We start from the raw sequence: 21,213 nt of genomic DNA, 5'->3' as shown, positions 1-21,213 counted from the left end.
CTTCAGACAACCACCTTTGATTGTTCTATAAGTTCATCCAAGTTAACGAAAAAGATGTAGACATCTTCTTTCTCGTTGTATATATAACTTGGAGATATTTCTTCAAACTTTCCACTTTTGAATTTGACAACCAGTCCGACATCCGATATCGTAGCTTTTGCAACGTTTCTTTTCCATAGTATTATACGCAATAGTGCATATTTCAGCAGATTTTCTACACTTTCTGGCATCTTACCAAACCTGTCGACAAGTTCTTCGTGAATGTCGAGTATTTCTTGTTCACTGATCGCTGATGCTATCCTTCTGTAGAATCTCATGCGCTCGAACGGGTCGTATATGTAAAACTCCGGTATCACGATGCTTCCTGGAATACCTTCAAGTTCCGTATCGATTTTGCTCTGCACTTGTCCTGTGTATTCCATGACCGCTTCATTAAGTAAGTCAAGGTAATACTTGAGCCCGAGGTCGTTGACGTACCCGTGCTGCTCGACACCGAAAATAGCGCCCACGCCCCTGATTTCCATATCCTTCATTGCGATTTTCATACCACTTCCAGGACCTTGGTAAGATTTTATCGCATAAAGTCTTTCCAACACTTTATCGTTCACATTTCTTCCATGGAAGAAATAGGCAAAAGCTATCTTGTCGCTTCTGCCGACCCGGCCACGTAGCTGGTACAATTGTGCAAGTCCATATCTATGGGCATCGTCGACGATAAGCGTATTTGCGTCAGGTACGTCTACACCATTTTCAACTATCGTAGTACAAAGAAGTACATCCGCGTGCTTGTGGTAAAACGCATCTATCGCTCTCTTCATTTCGCTCTTTGGTTGCTGTCCATGAGCGATTACAATATTCGCTTCCGGAACCAACTCTTTTAACCTTTCGTAAACCCCATATATAGAGTTCACGCGGTTGTGAACGTATATGACCTGCCCACCTCGACCTATCTCCCTCAATATCGCAAGCCTTATAATCCTCTCATCAAATGGACCTATGTGCACTTGAATTTCCTTTCTTCCTAACGGAGGCGTTTTAATTTCAGATAGGTCCTTCAAACTCGAAAGTGCCATGTTCAATGTTCTCGGAATAGGTGTGGCACTCATGGAAAGAACATTCACATTTACCCTCAGTTTCTTGAATTTTTCTTTCTGCTCTACTCCAAATTTCTGCTCTTCATCGATAACAACCAGTCCCAAATCTGCGAATTTCACATCGCGCAGTACGCTGTGTGTTCCGACAAGCAAGTCTATTTTTCCTGATTCTACACCTTCTAAAATTTCTTCGCGTTCTTTTTTCGTTGCGAACCTATTCAGCAGTGCAACGTTTATTCCAAATGGTTTAAACCTTGTCACGAGATTATCGTAGTGTTGCTTTGCCAAGATCGTCGTTGGAGCAAGGAGTACCGCTTGCTTACCGGAGACGATTGTTCTGAATATCGCTCTTATGGCCACTTCCGTTTTCCCATAACCTGCATCTCCAACAAGCAGTCTGTCCATCGGCTTTTCGCTCGCCAAGTCTTCAAGTACTTCGCTGATTGCGTTCAGCTGGTCGGGTGTTTCAACAAACGGAAAGGTCTTGGCAAACTCTTCCTCAAGGTCGGCATCTCCTGGTAATGACAAGCCTCTAACACTACTCCGCGCGTGGTATATCAAGACAAGATCTCGAACAAGCTGTTCTATATTTTTCTTCGCCTTCTCAACCTTTCGCGACCAAGTACCTTTCTTAAGTGAGTCAAGCTTTACATTTACCTCATCGCCAACGTACTTTTCTACCAAGTCTATCCTTTCGATAGGTACGTACAGAACAGAATCGGCAAAGTTCAACACCAAAAACTCACGTTGTACACCGTTCACTTCGACTTTTTTAATTTCTTTGAACCTTGCAATACCGTATTTCTTGTGGACAACAATATCGCCTACCTGCAGTTCATCCTCTGAGATTACAGGTTCTGATGGTATGTATTCCTCTTCCTGAGGCTTTCTTACAACAAACTGAGCCTTTTCAATAGGTAGTTCTTTCGCCTTCGATAAAACTAGGTCGTAGTCTATTATTCCAAAGCGTTTGTAATCCCTTAGCTTGTCATCTTGCCCCATCTCTTCCATCGACTTACGTAGTTCACGCTCAAATCGAGTGAAGTGCTCGATGACGCTCTTTCTGTCTTTTACGTACAATTCAACATCGTAATCTAAAAACGTTCCACTCACAAACTTGCCAGTGAGCTGGTTTTCTATTGGCTCCAAAATTATCTCGCCAGCCGATTTGAAATACTCGCCGTTAAGTACAAATTCCCGTGCTGGCAATAAAATGGCACTTTCTAAACTTTCTTCACTTCGCTGTGTCTTTAGGTTGAACTTTCGAATGTCTTCGATGACGTTACCAAAAAGCTCCAGCCTGACAGGTAAGCCGTCTGGTCCCAAATAGTCTATTATCTCTCCCCTTACCGAAAACGTTCCGCCTTCACGGACATTAAAAACCCTCTCATACCCGAGCTTTGCAAAGAGTTTCTCAGGTTCGGAAAGTCTGTCCCCAACTTTAAGTAGATGTGTATTTTCTTTCAAAACATTTGGTGGCATCACAAAGTGTAAAAGGGAACGTAGTGTGCAGACGCCTTTTAACTTTCCTTGAATTGCAAGGTGAAGTGCAAATATACGCCGAGACCTAACATACCATGAAGGGCTCAGGTTTTCGTAAGGGAGCACATCGTAATCTGGTATATAATAATACCCTTCTATTTCACAATCTTTTTCGGTTGGAACTATAACAATTTCATTCATCGCTTTATTAATCAAACACCTCCGTACTTGACGTATTGTAATCGAGTCGGGCTTCACTATAACATAACAGGTTGCTGTTCAAAATCCATACCAGCTGAGCGAACCGACTTGTTTGGATAAAGAAAACTGTATATATCACTTGCCAAGACATCTTTTTCAAACTGCCAGATGTATAAATCACCATCTACCTGCCATTCGCGTTTCCCTTCGGCTTGCTGCTTTTCGACATCTTCAAGAACTTGTTTGTAAAGCGACGCTGTTGCAATCAGAGGAACGGATGATTTCTTCTTTATCTCTCTAAGCAGTTCTCTTCCCTTAGTGTTGAATCCCAAAATCCTCAAATACTGAGGTCCCAAAGCGTTGGACTTTTCCATTTTTTCTTTTTCCAAATCGAATAGCACATGCAAAATCGCACGTCTAATCCTCGAATAGGTGAACCTCTTGGCTTTTACTAACTCAACGAACTGCTGTAGATCCCCTGTCTGTCTGGCAGCTTCCCAAAACCTCAAGTCAAGCCCTTCGTTGAAACTGTAAATTTTTTCAAACTCTTCCCTCTTCATCTTTCTGAACACCGCTATAACAAACTCCAAATATTCCCAAAATACAGGTCCTCTTCCTTTCTCAAACTCTTCCCTCAGTACCTCGTAAGTTGCAGGAGGAACAGCTTCTCTTATCGTTTCAAATTGCCCTGCCTTAACAACTTTCCTGATCGCCGTTGCAGAGGATAACCTTCCCTTGAATTCCGGGTCGTTATAATCCGCTCCGACCCTTTTGATTACGTGTGGCTCTATCTCGCTTTTGTATTGCATCAGTGCTTTTATGTACTCAATTCCCAGAATATCGTTTGATTTTGAAAGCTTAGCTACATCATCGCTTAATGTGCCCATAAGTGCATATTTTCTGGCATTAGGATACGAAAATCCCATCTTCAACTGCTTTTTGAATTCAGCTTGAAATTCCGGCGTTTGGTTGACGAGTGTGTGCGCAACCCTCTTTAAAAAATCAATATCCCCGCTTTCACTACCAAAAACGATATCTGTAACAACCCCGGTCTTGTGCAGCACACCAATGGATCCTACAGCGAATCCACCGGCATCTTGAATAGCGTAAACCGTTGGGAGTTCCAAAACAAGGTCCACTCCGTTGAGCAGCGCTATCTTCGTACGTGCATATTTGTTTACGATAGCAGGTTCACCGCGTTGGCAAAAATTCCCACTCATCACTGCAACAACGTAGTCAGGCTTAACAAGCCTTATAGACTCTCTCAAATGGTGCAAATGCCCGTAATGAAATGGGTTGTACTCAACTACTATCCCAAGCACCCTCATAACTTATTCTTCGAACTCCTTTTTCATTATTGTGTATATCAAGACGAACAATATCAAATTGTACACAAAGTACACCGCACCCAAGTACATCATTTCAAGGGTATTACCATGCTCACCAAGTAGATCCAGCCCAATCCAGGTAGGTCCGTTGAACGCTAATTTGTAAACCTGAACTCCCAGTGCTATACCTGATGCAATAAACGAAAGGATTATAAACAAAGAAGAATTTCCATCAAGAGCCTTTGAATAAGGATAAACCGCCAGCAAGAAACCGCTTAACGTCAGCATCGCCAAAGTGAAAAGCAAAAACCTTGACTCCAAAAAAGTAAAGCCCGTGAGATTTGAAACGATAGGAGAGATGTACATCACGGCAAAATAAACGGCTGTGGAGATAAATCCAAATACAAAGGTTATAAACCCAACCAAGATGACAAAATAAAACTCCCACTTTGGTAATTTTGATTCCCTTTTACCGAAAATTCGAGAACTTTGAGCTGAATGTCTTGAATGATGTTCCCTTTGGATATTTGTACCATAATTTTCCTGACCCATCCTCCTGACCTCCTTTTAGAATACACTCTTTTCCTTTAAATTATACCAGATTTTCACAGTGTGGTCTATCATAACCAATATAGCTGATGCGCTACTTTTCTCTTGTTTGCTTTACGATATACGACTTTATACTTTTCACAAAGGTGCTATAATTATTTTTGAAAACAGCATTAAAAAAGAGGTGATCAAATTGGCACAGCTTAATATGTTCACAGATACCACTTTCCGTGACGGACACCAATCGTTAATCGCCACAAGAATGAGAACAAGGGATATACTTGGGATAATAGAAGAAGTAGACAGTATGGGGTTCCAAGCTCTTGAAGTCTGGGGTGGGGCAACGTTTGATGTATGCGTGAGATATTTGGACGAAGACCCATGGGAACGACTGAGGCAGATTAGGTCAAAACTGAAAAACGCCAAAGTCCAGATGCTTTTGCGTGGACAAAACCTCGTTGGTTACAGACACTACGCGGACGATGTTGTGGAACTGTTTGTTAAAAAGACAGTTGAAAACGGAGTACAGGTAATCAGGATATTCGATGCGCTGAACGATATAAGAAATTTGGAAAAGAGCATAGAGGTTGCCTTGAAGTGCGGTGCGCATGTTCAAGGTGCAATATCGTATACCGTCAGTCCAGTTCATACCATCGAGTACTACATGAACTACGCCAAGCAGCTTGTCGAACGCGGTGTTCATTCTTTGTGTATAAAAGACATGGCAGGTCTGCTCACACCAAAGGTTGCCGCAGAACTGGTCAAGAACTTGAAATCAAAGTTCGATTTGCCCGTCGAAGTACATTCACACGCTACAGCAGGACTTGGTGAACTTGCGTACTTGGCCGCTATTGAAGCCGGTGTGGATATTCTTGATACTGCATTTTCACCGTTTGCAATGACAACGAGCCAACCCGCATTCGAACCGATTTATTACTCATGGAATGAATACAAATCGTTACCAGAGATAGACTGGAAAAAGGTTGACAGGATCGTGAAGTATCTTGCCGAGGTAAGAAAGGGATACGAAGAGTACGATGTTAAGATGTACAGTATAGACCACAGGATAATTACCTCGCAAGTTCCGGGTGGAATGTATTCTAACCTTGTTAAACAACTTGCCGAACAAAAGATGCTCAACAAACTCGACGCTGTTCTTGAAGAGATCCCGCGCGTGAGAAAAGACCTTGGCTATCCTCCGTTGGTTACACCAACAAGCCAGATCGTCGGTGTGCAAGCAGTACTCAACGTGTTAACGGGTGAACGGTATGCAAAAGTCACAAGGGAAGTCAAAGACTACGTAAAAGGCCTTTATGGAAGACCACCTGCACCAATTGATGAAGAGTTGGTTAAAAAAATTCTGGGTGACGAAAAACCGATAGAGGGTAGACCTGCAGATTACATCGAACCAGAACTCGAAAAGAGAAAAAAAGAAATAGGTCTTTTAGCTTCAACTGATGAAGATTTGCTCATTTACGCAATCTTGGGTGAGGTCGGAAAGCAGTACCTAAAAAAGCGCTACGATGAGAAGATCTGCGTTGACTGGTCTATCGTTAACGAGTACGAAGGAGGCTACCCGATTTGATAATAGGTCTGGGCAACGACATCGTCGATATCTCCAGAGTCGATGAAAAACTCCAAAGACGGATACTTACCGAAGAAGAAAGAAAAAATAAAGGTGGGAAGATAACTAAAGAATACGTCGCAGGCAGGTTCGCACTAAAAGAGAGTTACTTCAAAGCACTCTTGAGAGGTTTATCGGGAAACTCGTTTCAGGATATTTCTTTCTTAAACAGAATTGACGGTAGTCTTTACGCAATGCATCACCGCTATAAGCCATCAAGAAACGGTCTTTACAACTACATTCATGCCTCACTATCGCACGATTCGTTCGCATTCGCAACTGTTGTACTTGAGAAATTGCACGGTAAAGTGTTCTTAGGTATTGGAACAAACTTGGGAAATCGTGAAGAAAACATACAAAAGACTATCGAAAAACTAAGCGAAATATCAAAAGTACTTTCCGTATCGAGTATTATCGAAACAGAAGCTTACGGAAAAACAGATCAACCTTCTTTCTTGAATTGTGTCGTGGAAATAGAAAGCAACTTTGCACCAGACGAGCTTTTAAATGAACTACTCAGAATAGAAAGAGAAATGGGAAGAGTGCGCATCGAAAAATGGGGGCCAAGGATCATCGATTTGGATATTTTGTTCTACGGGAATTTGGTTATCAAGAGTGATGTACTAACCGTTCCGCATTACGATTTTGAGAATAGAATATTCTTTGTGAAACCGATGTATGAATTAGCACCGAATTTTGTGCATCCTGTTTCTCTGAAAACTGTAAGAGAAATCCTCGATGAATTAGAAAACAAAGCGTCAAAGTCTAAAAGCTAGCAAGTTTGGAGTGATTGACCATGGAAAATCAAATTGAGCGTGATATATTAACTATTGAGAAGGAAATCGATGAAGCCATAGAGAATGAAGACTACGAAAAACTCAATCAATTACTTGAAGAACGCGAAAAACTGCTTACAAAACTCACCGAAAGCGAGCTAAAGGAAATTTACGAGCGCGACCAACAACGCATGAAAGTACTTGAAGAGAAGATGAAAGAATTCAAAGAGACTGCACTGAAAACTGAAACAGGCAAAAAGATGGTGCAGTCGTATATTCAAACAGAAAGCAAAGGACAAGAGATTGACAGGCAAGGATGAAGGATTAAATAATGCGCAAGACTGAGTTATTTTGGAGCGAAGGGGGAGAAGACAGATGGATGAAAGATTCCAGAAGGCGAAAGCGAAATACGAAGAAGTTGTTGCGAAGTCGATAGCCAAAGTTCCGGAAAGGAAATCTCCGTTCATGTCCACATCTGGCTATGAAATCAAACGTGTTTACACACCAGAAGATATCGAGCATCTAGATTACGTTGACGACTTAGGCTTCCCTGGAGACTACCCATTCACGCGTGGAGTACAACCCACAATGTACCGTGCAAGATTTTGGACAATGCGTCAATACGCAGGATTTGGAACAGCTGAAGAATCAAACAAAAGGTACAAATACCTCTTGCAACAAGGTCAAACAGGGCTCTCCGTTGCTTTCGACCTCCCAACACAAATCGGTTATGATTCAGATGACCCAATGGCGGAAGGTGAAGTTGGAAGGGTTGGAGTTGCCATAGATTCACTCGAAGATATGGAAATCTTATTTGATGGCATACCACTTGACCAAGTCAGCACATCCATGACCATCAACAGCACCGCGATGATCCTTCTTGCTATGTACATTGCCGTTGCAGAAAAGCAAGGCGTTTCACAAGACAAACTCAGCGGAACAATTCAAAACGACATATTGAAAGAATACATTGCACGCGGAACCTACATTTATCCACCCGAACCTTCCATGCGACTCATCACGGACATATTCGAGTACTGTTCGAAGTACATGCCGAAATGGAACCCAATAAGTATCAGCGGATACCACATCAGAGAAGCCGGTTCAACGGCAGTTCAAGAAGTTGCATTCACACTTGCCGATGGAATTGCGTACGTCGAAGCTGCGATAAAGAAAGGACTCGATCCAAACGTTTTTGGTAAAAGACTTTCGTTCTTCTTCGCAGCGCACAACAACTTCTTAGAAGAGATCGCAAAGTTCCGTGCGGCAAGACGACTCTGGGCAAAGATAATGAAGAACAGATTCGGCGTAACAGATCCAGAAGCATTGAAACTCAGGTTCCACACACAAACCGGTGGTTCCACATTGACAGCTCAACAGCCACTCAACAACATCATCCGCGTTACAATTCAAGCACTCGCCGCCGTACTCGGTGGCACACAATCGCTCCATACTAACAGCTACGACGAAGCACTTGGCTTACCAACGGAAGAATCGGCAAGAATCGCACTGAGAACGCAGCAGATAATAGCCTACGAATCCGGTGTTGCCGATACGATAGATCCATTCGGTGGTTCGTACGTGGTAGAAGCCATGACAAACGAAATCGAAAAACGCGCGATGGAGTACATTGAAAAGATCGATCAGATGGGCGGTATGATAAAGGCCATAGAATCTGGTTATGTCCAAAAAGAAATTCATGAAAGCGCTTACAAACACCAGCTCGCTGTTGAAAAAGGCGAAGAGATAATCGTCGGTGTTAACAAATTCCAAGTAGAAGAGGATGTAAAACAAACTCAGATTCTCAAAGTTGACCCAGAACTCGAAAAGAAACAGAAAGAAAGGTTGAAAAAGCTCAAAGAAAGAAGAGACAACGAAAAAGTAAACAAGCTACTCAACAAAATCAAAGAAGTTGCGGCAACAGATGAAAACCTCTTCCCGTACGTACTCGAAGCAGTTAAAGCTTACGCAACAGTTGGAGAAATCAGCAACGCACTGAGGGAAGTATTTGGTGAATACACCGAGACGGTTATAATCTGACACTCTTGAAAATGTAAAAGTACTGTAGTTAAATATACTTGACACAGAGAGCAGTGGAGAATATTGAAGGGAGGATGGTATATATGGAAAAAGGTACATGGGAAATTAAGAAGGGTTTTGCCGAAATGTTCAAAGGTGGCGTTATCATGGACGTCACAACGGCTGAACAAGCCAAGATAGCAGAAGAAGCCGGTGCTGTAGCAGTTATGGCACTTGAAAGAGTTCCAGCGGATATAAGAAAAGCTGGTGGAGTCGCAAGGATGGCAAGTATTGCGAAGATAAAAGAGATAATGGAAGCAGTATCGATTCCGGTGATGGCGAAAGTCAGAATCGGACACATTGCAGAAGCTCGCATTCTTGAAGCACTTGGTGTAGACTTCATCGATGAATCGGAAGTTCTCACACCAGCTGATGACAAGTATCACATAAACAAGCACGAATTCAAAGTTCCTTTTGTCTGCGGTGCGAGGAACCTCGGTGAAGCTCTCAGAAGGATTGCAGAAGGTGCCGCGATGATAAGGACAAAAGGTGAAGCAGGCACAGGAAATGTGGTTGAAGCTGTAAAACACATGAGAACTGTTATGTCTGAAATCAGAAAAGTCCAGAACATGCCATACGAAGAGATAGTCACCTACGCGAAAGAGATAGGTGCTCCTGTGGAACTCGTTCAACAAGTCAAGGAACTCGGCAGACTTCCCGTTGTTAACTTCGCTGCAGGTGGAATTGCAACACCAGCTGATGCTGCACTGATGATGATGCTTGGAGCAGATGGCGTTTTTGTAGGTAGTGGTATATTCAAATCAAAAGACCCGATGAAGATGGCAAAGGCCATCGTAATGGCAGTTACGTACTGGAACGATCCCGAGATGCTCTTAAAAATCTCCGAAGACATCGGTGAACCGATGGAAGGCTTGGAAATTGAGACGCTCGAAGTGCGACTGCAAGAGAGAGGTTGGTGAAAAATGGTAATTGGCGTTTCGGGAATACAAGGTGATTTCAGAGAACACAAGTGGATGATAGAAAAACTCGGAATACAGACCTACGTAGTAAGAACTCCTGAAGACTTGGAAAAAGTCGATGGACTGATTATCCCCGGTGGAGAATCTACAACGATGATACGCATTATGAAACGAATAGGACTCTTTGATGCGTTGAAAGAGAAAATACTCAACGGATTTCCTGTGTACGGAACTTGTGCAGGGCTTATTGTCCTTGCAAAAGAAATCGAGAATTACCCGCAAGAGTCGTTGGGGGTTATTGACATTAAGGTGCGAAGGAACGCTTACGGAAGACAAGTTGATAGTTTTGACGAGTTCATCGAAATCAAAGGCTTCAACAAACCATTCAAAGCCATATTCATTCGCGCACCACGTGTTGAAGCTTGGGGTGAAGGGGTAGAAACACTCGCGTTCTTAGACAACCATCCGGTCATGCTCAGACAAAATAACGTACTCGTCACATCATTCCATCCTGAATTGACAGATGACACAAGGATACACGAATATTTTGTGGAGATGGTGAAAGAATATAAGAAATAAACCAAACCAGACGCCGCTCAAAACGGCGTCTGGCTTTTTATCCATGTAAGGTTCAACATCTGTTTTATTTAAACTCTAACATATATCAAATTCCGGTATTCTGTCGTAGCGTTTTATAGGTCTAAGCTATTCATTGCTCAGTTAAGCATACTTGCGCTTGGTGACAATACTAAATACAAAACATAAGCACGGGCTGAAATGATCGAAGAGAAATTTATCGCTAATTTTAGAAGTTATTAAATCCCCGTGCACGGTCAAAGCACTGCTGAGCTTCTTCATGCCTTCCTAATAGCTGTAATACACTGCCTTTATTATACCAAGCCCGGATGTAACTTGGGTTAAGTCTCAACAATTCATCATAACATTTGAGGGCTTCCTCGTACCTACCTAACTGTTGCAAAACGACGCCCTTGTTATTCCAGGCATCTAGATAACTTGGATTGTTTTTCAAAGCTTGGTCATAACATCTTAGAGCTTCTTCATACCTACCTATCTGCAACATCGCGTTACCTTTGTTATACCATGCTCTTGAGTGATTGGGATCAATTCGCAGTGCTTCATCGTAGCAACGGATAGCTTCTTCGTACCTACCTAACTGTTTCAACGCATTGCCTTTATTGATGAAAGCATCAATGAAATATGGGTCTATTCTCAACACCTCGCCGTAACATTGGATAGCTCCTTGATACCAGCCTAACTGTTTCAGTAAATGGCCTTTATTGTACCACGCTGCAGCAAAGTAAGGGGCAATTCTCAAAGCTTGCTCATAACACTGGAGCACTTCTTCGTACCTGCCTTGTTCGTAGAAAAGATTTCCCATGTTTAGAAAATATCCAGCGCTTTTTCCAAAAATATCCACCGAAAATCTCCCTTTCTTTTACCTCCCCAGCATTTTCAAAATCGCATTCTTAAATTCCAACGCATCGGCATTATTGGGAGCGATTTGAAGAGCTTTTTGGATGCAGCTCAACGCCCATCGAATTTCCTCACACGAGCTAATACGGTGCTTTTGAGAATGAGTGTGTTAATGTTCTCAGGTTCAAGCTTTATTGCTTGATCATAGCACTCTATGGCTTCTTCATACAGCCCCGCATCGTAGAGAGCGTCACCTTCCTCCAACCGCTCTGAAGCTGTTTTCTTAAACGTGACCATTTTAAATCACCTCTTTCAAGTTGCATCTTATTAGTTAGAAGTAATGCAAATTTCTAATCTATTACTTAGCGAACAACGAACTTTTGAAAAGATATGCCTTTCTTGCTGATCCTTAAGTTTTTACAGTACAACACATTAAGACAATCAGAGGATTTCTTTTCAAGTATATTTTATCAGAGAAAAACAATTTACGCACGAAAGATATTGAGAATGCCAATAGGTTTTGTGTCTTATACATATTTTTTCAACAGCCCTCAACAACTCTTACTATCGGTGAACCATATTGTCTATATACAATCTTCACCCCGAATACAGTATCTTGATGAATTTCTGTGATTTTGTTTTTAAAAACAAATTTGGTATAATACGCTTGGGGATTTGACTAATCTTCAAAGCACATTCTACGACAACAAAAACTCGCAATCAGCAAAGATTTCCCTTATTTCAGACATTTTTTGTCCTATTTTCGTATTTGACACTTTTTAAGTGTGTTGTTAAAATATGCCAGAAAAGTAGAGTGTTGTTGTCTATTTTCAATTCACAAGCAAAGTCCAAATTAGTATTAAAAGTTGCTACTTCTTCTTTTTTAAGGACTTTGTGAAAAATATCTTAATCCTGAGTGGGAGGGATTTTTGTGAGTTTTTCTGTTTTTATTGTGACTTTTTTCACTTGGTTGGTTCTCACCTGGACGATTGACCCTCAGGAAATTATTGTAGGTCTCATCGTCTCGGCTGTTATTTCCGTGATTTTCAAGAGGTACTACAACATCAAGCTCAGTGCGAAGTTCATCCCCGGACTGTTCAAGTTTGTCTTCGTGTACGTTCCCGTGTTTATTTGGGAGATGTTGAAGGCGAACCTTGATGTAGCTTCAAGGGTGGTTGAACCAAAGGTAAAGGTGAAGCCCGGTTTTGTTCGTATCAAAACTGATTTGAAAGGTGACGTTGCAAAGCTTACACTTGCGAACTCAATAACACTCACACCAGGAACGATTACAGTTGATATCAAAGATGATGAGCTTTACATCCACTGGATCGAAGTTAAAGGAACCGACGAAGAGTCTAAGAAGAGTTTCTACGGTGTATTTGAGCGTATATTGAAGGGGGTGTACGAATGAGCGGGAGCCTTTTAATCGACCTCATCGTCTTTGGTCTCACCGGTTTAGGGATATTCTTTTCTCTTTTGCGCTTTCTTTTGGGACCTTCCAGTTTCGAAAGGCTTATGGCAGTCGATATGATGAACGTAATGGTCATAGGTCTTGTTTCACTTATAGCCTATATTTTCAAAAACAACATGTACATGGATATCGCTATACTCTACGGGTTGCTTTCGTTTATCGAGACCATAGTCTTTGCAAGGTATTTGGAAAATCAGGCTGTTAACAATGCTGAGTCAAAATCCGTGGACGGTGATGTGAAATGACAGGATTAATCCAGCAGATAGTTGGATACACCTTGACAGCACTCGGTGCACTTTTCTATTTCTACGCAGGGCTCGGCCTTTTGAGGATGCCTGATTTTTACACAAAACTTCAGGCTTCGACAAAGGCAACGACACTTGGAACGTTCTCAGTGGCGCTCGGTGTTGGGATACTTAACCCTGCATTCCTCGGAAAAGCGTTGTTGTTAATAGCCTTTATTGCACTAACAAACCCGGTTGCCTCTTCTGTTATGATTAGGGCTGCATACAAAAATAAAGTGCCAGCTTGTAAGGAAACGGTTGTTGACGAAATTGCTTCAGTTTACACAACGCAAGAAAACGGTGGTGAGAATCATGAGTAATATTATCGAATTTTTCCAAAATCTTGAGCTTCTCGATTGGATTTTCTACCTCATCGGAGGTCTTATGATAATCTACTCACTATTCGCCGTTGAAGCGAAGAAGGTTTTCGATTCTATACTTGCTCTCTCTGCAGTTAGTTTGCTCTCCGTTCTGCTTTTCATCGTCCTGAAAGCTCCAGATGTGGCTATCACCGAAGCAGCCGTTGGCTCTGGTCTTGCGAGCGCAGTGATGATTTTTGCGCTCTTTAGGATGAAGGCAGGTGAGAAGAAATGAGAAGGATCTGGGCAGTTCTCATCAGTGCTGTTTTTCTGTACTTTTTAATTGCTTCTTATTACCCGACGCTCCCAATGTTTGGGAATATCGATATGTACAGAAGAGTTTCCTTCGACTATATAAGTAAGTCAACAACGAAGGAATACCAGCCTGTAGAATTCAAGAAATCTAAAGACTTGGAAGACGGCAGTGCAAACGTCGTAACATCGATCGTTGTGAACTACCGTTCGTTTGACACACTTGGAGAGGTCACCGTTCTGTTTGCAGCAGCACTCGGTGTTGGGATTCTTGCTAATATCAGAAAGCGAAGAATTGAATTTGAAGAACATAAGGTGTTGGCTACAGCTACTGGTATAGTCTTCCCACTTATACTACTCTTCGGAGCTTATGTGTTTATCCATGGTCACCTCACTCCCGGTGGAGGTTTTCCCGGCGGAACGATCATCGCACTCGGTGTTTTGTTGTTGATGCTTTCGAAGAACGAATTTAAAGTGACCGAAATTGCAAAGCACACAGAACAAATTGCTGGTTCTGGATACGTGTTGGTTGGACTCATCGGCATGGCTATTGTAGGTGTCTTTCTTGCAAACTTCCTCCCAACTGGCGTTGTTGGAAATTTATTCAGTGCAGGCGTAGTACCTATCGTGTATACACTCATCGGCTTCAAAGTTGGAGCCGAGTTGTCAAGCCTTGTATCTGAAATGAGGGAGGGGGATAAGGCATGATATACTACATCGTCTTTATTTTGATAGGAATTGGACTGTACGGCATAGTCTCCCAGAAGAATCTGTTCAAACAGCTCGTTTCGTTAACGATAATAGACACCGCGGTAAATATCTTCATAGTATCTCTCGGTTATCTGCAAGGTGGAGAAGCACCTATTTATTCTGCAGTTACACCACTTGCTAATTTCGTCGACCCACTTCCACAAGCCCTTGTTCTTACAGCAATCGTTATAGGTGTCGGGACATTGGCAGTTGCTTCCATGCTTTTGGTGCACATCCATGAAGAATACTCCTCAGTCGATGCCGAAGAAATTCGCGCAGCAAAGGAAGTGATAGAATGATCGCATTGCTTGTTGCCGCTCCTCTTGCGTTCGCATTTGCAACAATAGCATTTCCGAAACTGAGTAAATACATTCTGCCACTTGTTGTTCTTTTCAACCTTGCACTTTTGATAGGCTTTGTCCATCCAGTCCAGGTCGTAGAAATTGGAAAATGGCCTGCAGCTTACGGTATTGTTTTGCTGCTTGATAATGTGAACTATCCGTTCCTTTTGTTAGTCAATTTGGTTTTGCTCGCACTTTCGATTTCAGCAACGTACGAAGACAAAATTGGTGTGCTCTTGCTCGTGCTCACAGCTGCACTGAACGGACTACTCTTAACAGGTGATTTCTTCAATTCCTTTGTATTCCTTGAAATCATTGCTGCAGTTGCTTACGTGTTGGCAGCGCAGAATAGGAATTCTTACGCAGCTTTCAAATACCTCATTTTCGGCTCAGTCGCAGGTGTTTTATACCTTATAGGCGTTGTTTCGATGTATGTCTATGCTGGAACTCTCAACATGGGATACGCTGGTTTCATAGCCACACCGGAGTACGTTCAAATCGCAGGCGTTATGATTCTCATCGCTCTTCTTGTTGAGCTCAAGATACTTCCACTCGGTCTTTGGGCGCCGGATGTGTATTCAAATGGTTCGACGGTTACACCCGTAGCTCTTGGTAGCACAGTAACAGTCGCTATCTTCTACCTTTTCTCAAGAATCTTTTTCAACGTTTTGGAACCTGTTAAACCAATGCCGGTCTACATACTTTCTTTGATATCGATTGTAGTATCACAGCTTGCCGCAATGAAGCAAAAAACTTTGGGAAGAGCGCTCGCATACGCATCCATTGCAGGAGCAAGCACGGTCATGGCAGCGCTCTCTTCAGGTTCCCTCGGTAGCGAAGCAATTGTCTCGGCCGCATATTTATACCTTTTCAATGAGGCAATTTCCATGTTCATACTATTCACAATCTACGGTTATCTCAACCAGAAAGGCTTTAAAAGCAACTCTGCAGCTGGAATAGCCTTCTCGCTTGCAACGATATCACTCATCGGTTTCCCACTGACAGCAGGGTTCTGGGCAAAGATCACCCTACTCACGGCGCTTTTCAAAGCGGGAGACTTCATACTTCCAGCGGTACTGCTTGCTGCTACAGTTATAGAAGCAGGGTACTTAATCAAATGGAATGTTGACCTTTGGTATCCAAAAGAAGAGAACGAGGAGGAAGAAGAACTCTACCTCCCATTCGGTGCACAAGTTGTTATCCTACTCTTTGCACTTTCTTTAGTTGTGATAGGCTTTATGCCTGATTTAGTAATGTCTTACACAGACAAAGCAGCAAGTTACGTCTTTGATTTCAGAACGTACTTCGATACGTTGTTGAAAGGGGGTATGTGATAATGCAGAGTTTGATAATATACCTTGCCATAGGCGCACTTGTAGGATACCTTCTCTCAAAGATAAACAAACATCTCGGTCCTATTGTATTGTTTGCTTTGTCCGTCTACGGATTGTACATGCTTTGGGGTATGCCCACAGGGATATCAGAATCGTTATTCGGTTTTGAAAACGTGCTGAGATTTACCGCTTTGTCCAAATATCTTTCGATAATCACTCTGTTAGTCTTTGCATGCTATGGATTTTTCAACATTGCATGGATTACAAAAGCAAAGCGACCATCAGCATTCAACGTACTTTCGATATTAACGTTGCTTGGCACATTGGGTGTATTTTTCTCAGCAAACTTGATAGTTCTTTACATCTTCTGGGAAATCGCACTGCTTGCGTCACTTTTCATAGTGCCGATGGGAAAAGAAGAAGCAAAGAAGGCTACGATCTGGTATATAGTCATAAGCTCGATCGGTACTTATCTTTTCCTCTACGGGGTCTTCATACTGTATGAAAGATACAACACATTCGATATATTCGAAATTGGGCAGTATATTCAAAGCGCATCTTCCGGATTCAAATGGGCAGTTGTCTTGCTACTGCTTGCAGCTGGCATAGCCAAGAGCGGTGTTTTCCCGCTACACGTGTGGCTTAGGAACGTCCACGGTAACGCACCAGACACATTCAGTGCCGTTCTTTCCGGTCAGCTTGTGAAGATGGGATCCTACTTAATCGCACTTATTCTGAGCGTCTTTCCAATCGCAAATATGTTTGCAGAGTTCTACAACGGAGTGAACATACTTTCGTATATTCTCATCTGGCTCGGTAACATCTCGATCCTCGTTGGAACATTAATGGCAATTAAGCAGAACGATATGAAGATGCTGATTGCATATTCAACAGTAGCAAACAGTGGTTACATACTCATCGGTCTGGCAACGCTCCACCAAGTTGGTTATGCAGGTGGGTTGTTCCACATAATCAACCACGCACTTGCAGCAACGATGATATTCCTCTCGTTTGCCGCAGTAGTTTACAGAACTGGAACCACGAAAATCGATGAAATGGGTGGGTTAATCCACAGAATGCCAGTAACGTTTGTAACCTACCTTGTAGGTATCATCTCATTGGCAGGAATTCCACCGACAAGCGGCTTTATCTCGAAGTGGATGATCTTCCAATCGCTTGTATCAAAAGGTATGTTCGTCACTGAGATGTTCGTTTTTGTTGGTAGCATCGGTTCATTCCTTTACGTCTTCAGACCACTTGCAGGTGTATTCCTTGGTCAGTTGAAGAGCAAACACAAAGATGTCAAAGAAGCACCCATAATCATGCAGATTCCAATGATAATCCTCGTTGCACTTACAGTACTCTGGGGCGTCTTCCCACAGCAGGTGCTCGTTTGGATCACAGATGTGCAGAAAGAATTCGGAATGACACCATTTGAATTCGAAGGTACGCTCTTGAAAACCAGTATGGGCTACTGGGATACATGGATGGTCTTTGTGATGTTTGCAGTTGGATTCATCATCGCTGCTATCATCTACGCCCTTATGCCCAAAGGAAAGAAAATACCGCTGGAAGACCAATACACCTCAGGAGAATTCTTACACAATTACGACCTGTACCATTACGCATCAAAGTTCTACGCGTTCTTAGAAAGAGAATACGAAGGTCACCCATCTTTCGAGGATTGGTACCTTTCGATTGTTAACGCACTTAAAGCGTTTGGGAAGTTTGTCGATTATCTGGCTCGAAGGACAGCTTCTGCGTATCTGTTCTGGGTCGCTGTGGTACTTGCGTTAATCATGTGGGTGAGGTGGTAAGCGATGACAGGATTAGCGACAGCTGGAAGAGTAGCAGGCGTATTATTTACCGCGTTCTTTTTTGGTTTGACATTCGAAGGTATAGGTAGAAAGATAACCGCGCGTATCCAGAAAAGGTACGGTCCACCTTGGTATCAGAATTTTATAGATGTCTTCAAAACCTTAACTAAGCATGGTTGGACGCACGGCTGGATATTCGATTTTGGCGTGCTTATGGCCCTTGGCGGTGTTATTGCGACACTTTCGTTCGTTCCACTCGGAAATTTAGTAGCGTTCCCAGGGCTTGATAACTTCTTTGTAATAGCGTATCTGTTCACAGTTGGAGCATTAGGTATGGCAATGGGTATGGTAGGTACAGGAAACCCGTGGGCATCCATCGGTGTTGCAAGGGCTCTCACACTTATGCTCGGTTATGAAGTTCCATATCTCATCGTTATCACTACACTGCTTTTCTACTACAAAACGGGAAATATCTCATCAATTATCGAAGCACAGGCACAAGCAGGGGAATGGAACATCGTAAAGTTTCCAATAGGTGCTTTAGTTGCGCTTATTTCCCTCCAAGGCATGCTTGGTAAAGAACCGTTTGAAGCACCAATAGCACCAGCGGAAATCGCGTCTGGTCCCATGGTTGAACTCTCGGCAAAATACATGGGCTTGCTGATGCTGATGAACACTTTTATGGAATTCATTGAAATAAGTCTTTTCGTTGACTTCTTCCTTGGCGGCGGGACGTTCTTTGTTTTCTTGCTCAAATACTTCATCGTTTGGACTTTTGCAGTTATGGTCTCGGCTGTACTACCAAGATTCAGAATCGAGCAAGCAGTGGCGTTCTATTGGACAGTTCCAATACTTCTTGCGTTTTTGCAGGCTTTCTTTGTTGTAAACGGCTGGGTATTTTAAGCTGAATGGATAATGCGGAGGTGAAATGGATGGCTAAGATAGATGAAAGAAGTGTATGGGAAAAGATAGCAGACCAATTGAGAAGTAGATCAATGTGGATGCTCCATTACTGTACCGGTTGTGGTGCTGTCGAATTGCCACCATCGATGACTTCTCGATTCGATATGGAGCGTCTTGGGATGGGACCAATGGCAACTCCAAGACAAGCCGACATACTCTTGATAACTGGATACCTGAGTGTCAAAACTCTCAGAAGGGTCATTTACACGTACGAAAAGATGGCCGATCCAAAGTACGTCATTGGATTCGGCTCATGTACGATAAACGGTGGCATATATTTCGACTCTTATTCCACAATCAACAGACTTGACTATTACTTACCTGTCGACCTTTACATCGCAGGTTGTATGCCAAGACCGGAGGCGATACTCAACGCTTTTAATACGCTGATGGAGATGATAAGGAAAGGCGAAGCGAACGGCTGGAAGAGGTACAAGGAAAATTACGAATGGTACAAGCAGAATCAGTTGAGGAGTCTCGGAGAGGTGATTGTCCATGACGAATTCCATGAATAATAACGTTGCCGAAATACTTGAAAAAGCTAAGAAGCTCTTCGATGTCAGGGTCGAAGATATTGCAGAAAGACAGCATAAACTCATTGCAGAAAACGATAAGACAATACCGTTGCTCGCTTTCCTGAAAGAATCAGGCTATTCGCATCTCTCCATTTTGACTTGTATCGACTGGATCGAAGAGAAGAGATTCGAACTTGTTTACATACTCTTCAACTGGTCAAATGGTGTCACGTTACTTGTCTCTACATTTATTGACAGAGATAAACCTGTCTTCTACACCGTCAAAGATATGTGGCCAACTGCGGAGTACTACGAGCGTGATGTCCACGAATTCTTCGGTGTGGAATTCGAAGGAAACGAGAGATGCAGATTGCCACTCTTCCTCGAGCTCTGGAACGATTTACCACCACTCAGAAAAGATTTTGACCCATTGAAGTTCTCAAAAGAACACTTCCCAGACAGGGAATACGAAAAGGATGCGATCCATGAAGCAAAGATAATAAGAGCAGATTTAGAAGACACAAGGGGTGATATAAATGGGTGAAGTGAAGCTGTTCTTTGGTCCGAATCACCCTGGAATGCACGGTAATTTCAGCGTCCACATGTACGTGGAAGGCGACATTGTCGTCAAGGCAAGACCACTACCGGGCTTTTTGCACCGTGGATTCGAAAAGCTCATGGAAAGAAGACTTTGGTATCAGAACCTTGCGCTGATACCACGTATTTGTGTGCCTGAGCCGGATATAAACGAAGCTTGTTATGCAATGGCAATTGAAAAGATAGCAAAAGTCGAAGTCCCAGAAAGGGCGCAGTGGATAAGGATGATTGTGCTCGAACTTGCTCGCATTGCGAACCACCTTTGGTCATTTGGTGGTATCGGAGGACCTACCGGAATGTACACAAGTATGTTCTGGAGTGTTTCTGACAGAGACAGGGTCCTTGACATTTTCGAGGAGTTAACGGGGGCAAGGATTTACCATATGTACATCATCCCTGGTGGTGTTAGAAAGGACTTTCCACCTAAGCTTGAAGAAAAGATTTTGAAGTTAATGGATTACTTAGAACAAAGAATGCCAGAGTACGAAACATTCATCCTTAAGAACAGAATACTCCATACGAGGTTGAAAGGTATCGCAAAGATTGACACAGAAACTTGTTTAAAACTAGGTGTGACAGGCATCGGATTAAGGGCAACAGGTGTGCCATACGATATTAGAAAAGTTGACCCGTATCTGTTCTACGATAAGGTAGAATTCGAAATTCCAACAGCTACAGAAGGCGACGCACTTGCAAGGATGAGCCTGAAACCAAAGGAGATAAGACAGAGCATCAGGATAATCAGGCAGGCGTTGGAAAAGATGCCAGCTGGTCCTGTGAATACAAAAATTTCCGATGGTAACGGCTTGAGAATTAGGGTTCCAAAGGGAATGGCGTACGCACGCGTTGAATCTACACGTGGAGAGTACGGATACCTCGTCGTCTCAAACGGCGAGGAAACACCATACAGAGTAGCGGTCAGAGGCGCTTCCTATCCACAAGGACTCTACGGTGTGGAACACCTACTACCTGGAACGAGGATAGATGATGTACCTATCTGGCTCGATACAATGGGCGTGTGTGCCCCGGAAATCGATAGGTAA

Annotated in this window: 23 protein-coding genes; 18 read left to right on the top strand and 5 right to left on the bottom strand. The window is 42.8% G+C overall.

The features are described from left to right. Nucleotides 1-2: 2 nt before the first annotated feature. The 3 genes from CBS1_RS07675 to CBS1_RS07665 are packed head-to-tail and all read right to left on the bottom strand — an operon-like array spanning nt 3 to nt 4,657. Nucleotides 3-2,792, bottom strand: coding sequence for a DEAD/DEAH box helicase (locus CBS1_RS07675; protein ID WP_090223122.1), 2,790 nt, complete (start codon nt 2,790-2,792; stop codon nt 3-5). A 41-nt stretch (nt 2,793-2,833) separates the two neighbouring features. Continuing rightward, nucleotides 2,834-4,105: a nucleotidyltransferase gene (locus CBS1_RS07670; RefSeq protein ID WP_090223120.1), complete on the bottom strand. Its 1,272-nt coding sequence runs from the start codon at nt 4,103-4,105 to the stop codon at nt 2,834-2,836. A gap of 3 nt (nt 4,106-4,108) precedes the next feature. Continuing rightward, nucleotides 4,109-4,657, bottom strand: coding sequence for a hypothetical protein (locus tag CBS1_RS07665; RefSeq protein ID WP_090223118.1), 549 nt, complete (start codon nt 4,655-4,657; stop codon nt 4,109-4,111). Nucleotides 4,658-4,862: 205 nt separating this feature from the next. Between CBS1_RS07665 and CBS1_RS07660 the strand changes: the two genes are divergently transcribed. The 6 genes from CBS1_RS07660 (at nt 4,863) to pdxT (ending at nt 10,632) form a co-directional block, all read left to right on the top strand. Next, nucleotides 4,863-6,239, top strand: a complete 1,377-nt coding sequence (locus tag CBS1_RS07660) for a pyruvate carboxylase subunit B (protein ID WP_033192563.1) — start codon at nt 4,863-4,865, stop codon at nt 6,237-6,239. Next, nucleotides 6,236-7,054, top strand: coding sequence for a 2-amino-4-hydroxy-6-hydroxymethyldihydropteridine diphosphokinase (gene folK / locus CBS1_RS07655; protein ID WP_033191600.1), 819 nt, complete (start codon nt 6,236-6,238; stop codon nt 7,052-7,054). Before CBS1_RS07660 ends, folK begins: the two co-directional genes overlap by 4 nt. Before the next feature lie 20 nt (nt 7,055-7,074). Beyond that, nucleotides 7,075-7,374, top strand: a complete 300-nt coding sequence (fliT, locus tag CBS1_RS07650; RefSeq protein ID WP_033191601.1) for a flagellar protein FliT — start codon at nt 7,075-7,077, stop codon at nt 7,372-7,374. A 55-nt stretch (nt 7,375-7,429) separates the two neighbouring features. Continuing rightward, on the top strand, nt 7,430-9,094 hold the full coding sequence (locus CBS1_RS07645; protein WP_090223117.1) for an acyl-CoA mutase large subunit family protein: 1,665 nt from the start codon (nt 7,430-7,432) through the stop codon (nt 9,092-9,094). An 83-nt stretch (nt 9,095-9,177) separates the two neighbouring features. Then, entirely contained in the window at nt 9,178-10,053 is an 876-nt protein-coding gene (gene pdxS / locus CBS1_RS07640) for a pyridoxal 5'-phosphate synthase lyase subunit PdxS (RefSeq protein WP_033191603.1), read from the top strand. 3 nt (nt 10,054-10,056) lie between these two features. Further along, nucleotides 10,057-10,632, top strand: a complete 576-nt coding sequence (pdxT, locus tag CBS1_RS07635) for a pyridoxal 5'-phosphate synthase glutaminase subunit PdxT (protein WP_090223115.1) — start codon at nt 10,057-10,059, stop codon at nt 10,630-10,632. A gap of 226 nt (nt 10,633-10,858) precedes the next feature. On the opposite strand, the gene CBS1_RS07630 is transcribed toward pdxT, so the two are convergent. Further along, nucleotides 10,859-11,491 carry a tetratricopeptide repeat protein gene (locus tag CBS1_RS07630; protein ID WP_090223114.1) on the bottom strand — a complete coding sequence of 211 codons (633 nt, stop codon included), beginning with the start codon at nt 11,489-11,491 and terminating at the stop codon, nt 10,859-10,861. 107 nt (nt 11,492-11,598) lie between these two features. Then, complete coding sequence (locus tag CBS1_RS07625) at nt 11,599-11,784, bottom strand: tetratricopeptide repeat protein (protein WP_090223112.1); 186 nt, start codon at nt 11,782-11,784, stop codon at nt 11,599-11,601. Between the two features lie 634 nt (nt 11,785-12,418). Between CBS1_RS07625 and CBS1_RS07620 the strand changes: the two genes are divergently transcribed. Genes CBS1_RS07620 through CBS1_RS07565 form a run of 12 tightly spaced genes read left to right on the top strand, consistent with a single transcriptional unit; the run spans nt 12,419 to nt 21,213 of the window. Further along, on the top strand, nt 12,419-12,898 hold the full coding sequence (locus CBS1_RS07620) for a Na+/H+ antiporter subunit E (RefSeq protein WP_090223110.1): 480 nt from the start codon (nt 12,419-12,421) through the stop codon (nt 12,896-12,898). Further along, the gene (locus CBS1_RS07615) at nt 12,895-13,203 is read left to right on the top strand and encodes a cation:proton antiporter (RefSeq protein ID WP_090223108.1); all 309 of its coding nucleotides are present in this window, start codon (nt 12,895-12,897) and stop codon (nt 13,201-13,203) included. The genes CBS1_RS07620 and CBS1_RS07615 overlap by 4 nt, the downstream gene beginning before the upstream one ends. Then, nucleotides 13,200-13,562, top strand: a complete 363-nt coding sequence (gene mnhG / locus CBS1_RS07610) for a monovalent cation/H(+) antiporter subunit G (RefSeq protein ID WP_033191610.1) — start codon at nt 13,200-13,202, stop codon at nt 13,560-13,562. The genes CBS1_RS07615 and mnhG overlap by 4 nt, the downstream gene beginning before the upstream one ends. Continuing rightward, a complete protein-coding gene (locus CBS1_RS07605) occupies nt 13,555-13,836 on the top strand; it encodes a hydrogenase subunit MbhD domain-containing protein (protein WP_052107133.1) in 282 nt (93 codons plus the stop codon). Before mnhG ends, CBS1_RS07605 begins: the two co-directional genes overlap by 8 nt. Then, nucleotides 13,833-14,561, top strand: coding sequence for a hydrogen gas-evolving membrane-bound hydrogenase subunit E (gene mbhE / locus CBS1_RS07600; RefSeq protein WP_090223106.1), 729 nt, complete (start codon nt 13,833-13,835; stop codon nt 14,559-14,561). The genes CBS1_RS07605 and mbhE overlap by 4 nt, the downstream gene beginning before the upstream one ends. Next, complete coding sequence (locus CBS1_RS07595) at nt 14,558-14,902, top strand: sodium:proton antiporter (protein ID WP_033191612.1); 345 nt, start codon at nt 14,558-14,560, stop codon at nt 14,900-14,902. Before mbhE ends, CBS1_RS07595 begins: the two co-directional genes overlap by 4 nt. Further along, a complete protein-coding gene (locus CBS1_RS07590; protein WP_090223104.1) occupies nt 14,899-16,278 on the top strand; it encodes a complex I subunit 5 family protein in 1,380 nt (459 codons plus the stop codon). Before CBS1_RS07595 ends, CBS1_RS07590 begins: the two co-directional genes overlap by 4 nt. A 2-nt stretch (nt 16,279-16,280) precedes the next feature. Continuing rightward, nucleotides 16,281-18,095, top strand: coding sequence for a proton-conducting transporter transmembrane domain-containing protein (locus tag CBS1_RS07585; protein WP_090223102.1), 1,815 nt, complete (start codon nt 16,281-16,283; stop codon nt 18,093-18,095). A 3-nt stretch (nt 18,096-18,098) separates the two neighbouring features. Next, nucleotides 18,099-18,998 carry a respiratory chain complex I subunit 1 family protein gene (locus CBS1_RS07580; protein ID WP_033191615.1) on the top strand — a complete coding sequence of 300 codons (900 nt, stop codon included), beginning with the start codon at nt 18,099-18,101 and terminating at the stop codon, nt 18,996-18,998. 38 nt (nt 18,999-19,036) lie between these two features. After that, complete coding sequence (locus CBS1_RS07575; RefSeq protein WP_090223125.1) at nt 19,037-19,573, top strand: NuoB/complex I 20 kDa subunit family protein; 537 nt, start codon at nt 19,037-19,039, stop codon at nt 19,571-19,573. Then, entirely contained in the window at nt 19,554-20,117 is a 564-nt protein-coding gene (locus tag CBS1_RS07570; protein ID WP_090223100.1) for an NADH-quinone oxidoreductase subunit C, read from the top strand. The genes CBS1_RS07575 and CBS1_RS07570 overlap by 20 nt, the downstream gene beginning before the upstream one ends. Next, on the top strand, nt 20,110-21,213 hold the full coding sequence (locus tag CBS1_RS07565; RefSeq protein WP_033191617.1) for an NADH-quinone oxidoreductase subunit D: 1,104 nt from the start codon (nt 20,110-20,112) through the stop codon (nt 21,211-21,213). Before CBS1_RS07570 ends, CBS1_RS07565 begins: the two co-directional genes overlap by 8 nt.

Origin of the sequence: Fervidobacterium changbaicum, assembly GCF_004117075.1 — a bacterium.
GTDB classification, from domain to species: domain Bacteria; phylum Thermotogota; class Thermotogae; order Thermotogales; family Fervidobacteriaceae; genus Fervidobacterium; species Fervidobacterium islandicum.
This window is presented reverse-complemented; position numbering and strand designations above follow the sequence as displayed.

Bases quoted from the DNA above. Each gene is read 5' to 3' on its own strand.
- CBS1_RS07665 (WP_090223118.1), bottom strand. From the start codon at position 4,657: ATGGGTCAGGAAAATTATGGTACAAATATCCAAAGGGAACATCATTCA.
- CBS1_RS07645 (WP_090223117.1), top strand. From the start codon at position 7,430: ATGGATGAAAGATTCCAGAAGGCGAAAGCGAAATACGAAGAAGTTGTT.
- pdxS (WP_033191603.1), top strand. From the start codon at position 9,178: ATGGAAAAAGGTACATGGGAAATTAAGAAGGGTTTTGCCGAAATGTTC.
- CBS1_RS07670 (WP_090223120.1), bottom strand. From the start codon at position 4,105: ATGAGGGTGCTTGGGATAGTAGTTGAGTACAACCCATTTCATTACGGG.
- CBS1_RS07585 (WP_090223102.1), top strand. From the start codon at position 16,281: ATGCAGAGTTTGATAATATACCTTGCCATAGGCGCACTTGTAGGATAC.
- CBS1_RS07625 (WP_090223112.1), bottom strand. From the start codon at position 11,784: ATGGTCACGTTTAAGAAAACAGCTTCAGAGCGGTTGGAGGAAGGTGAC.
- mnhG (WP_033191610.1), top strand. From the start codon at position 13,200: ATGACAGGATTAATCCAGCAGATAGTTGGATACACCTTGACAGCACTC.
- CBS1_RS07565 (WP_033191617.1), top strand. From the start codon at position 20,110: ATGGGTGAAGTGAAGCTGTTCTTTGGTCCGAATCACCCTGGAATGCAC.
- fliT (WP_033191601.1), top strand. From the start codon at position 7,075: ATGGAAAATCAAATTGAGCGTGATATATTAACTATTGAGAAGGAAATC.
- CBS1_RS07595 (WP_033191612.1), top strand. From the start codon at position 14,558: ATGATATACTACATCGTCTTTATTTTGATAGGAATTGGACTGTACGGC.
- CBS1_RS07660 (WP_033192563.1), top strand. From the start codon at position 4,863: ATGTTCACAGATACCACTTTCCGTGACGGACACCAATCGTTAATCGCC.
- CBS1_RS07590 (WP_090223104.1), top strand. From the start codon at position 14,899: ATGATCGCATTGCTTGTTGCCGCTCCTCTTGCGTTCGCATTTGCAACA.
- CBS1_RS07570 (WP_090223100.1), top strand. From the start codon at position 19,554: ATGACGAATTCCATGAATAATAACGTTGCCGAAATACTTGAAAAAGCT.
- pdxT (WP_090223115.1), top strand. From the start codon at position 10,057: ATGGTAATTGGCGTTTCGGGAATACAAGGTGATTTCAGAGAACACAAG.
- CBS1_RS07605 (WP_052107133.1), top strand. From the start codon at position 13,555: ATGAGTAATATTATCGAATTTTTCCAAAATCTTGAGCTTCTCGATTGG.
- CBS1_RS07580 (WP_033191615.1), top strand. From the start codon at position 18,099: ATGACAGGATTAGCGACAGCTGGAAGAGTAGCAGGCGTATTATTTACC.
- CBS1_RS07615 (WP_090223108.1), top strand. From the start codon at position 12,895: ATGAGCGGGAGCCTTTTAATCGACCTCATCGTCTTTGGTCTCACCGGT.
- mbhE (WP_090223106.1), top strand. From the start codon at position 13,833: ATGAGAAGGATCTGGGCAGTTCTCATCAGTGCTGTTTTTCTGTACTTT.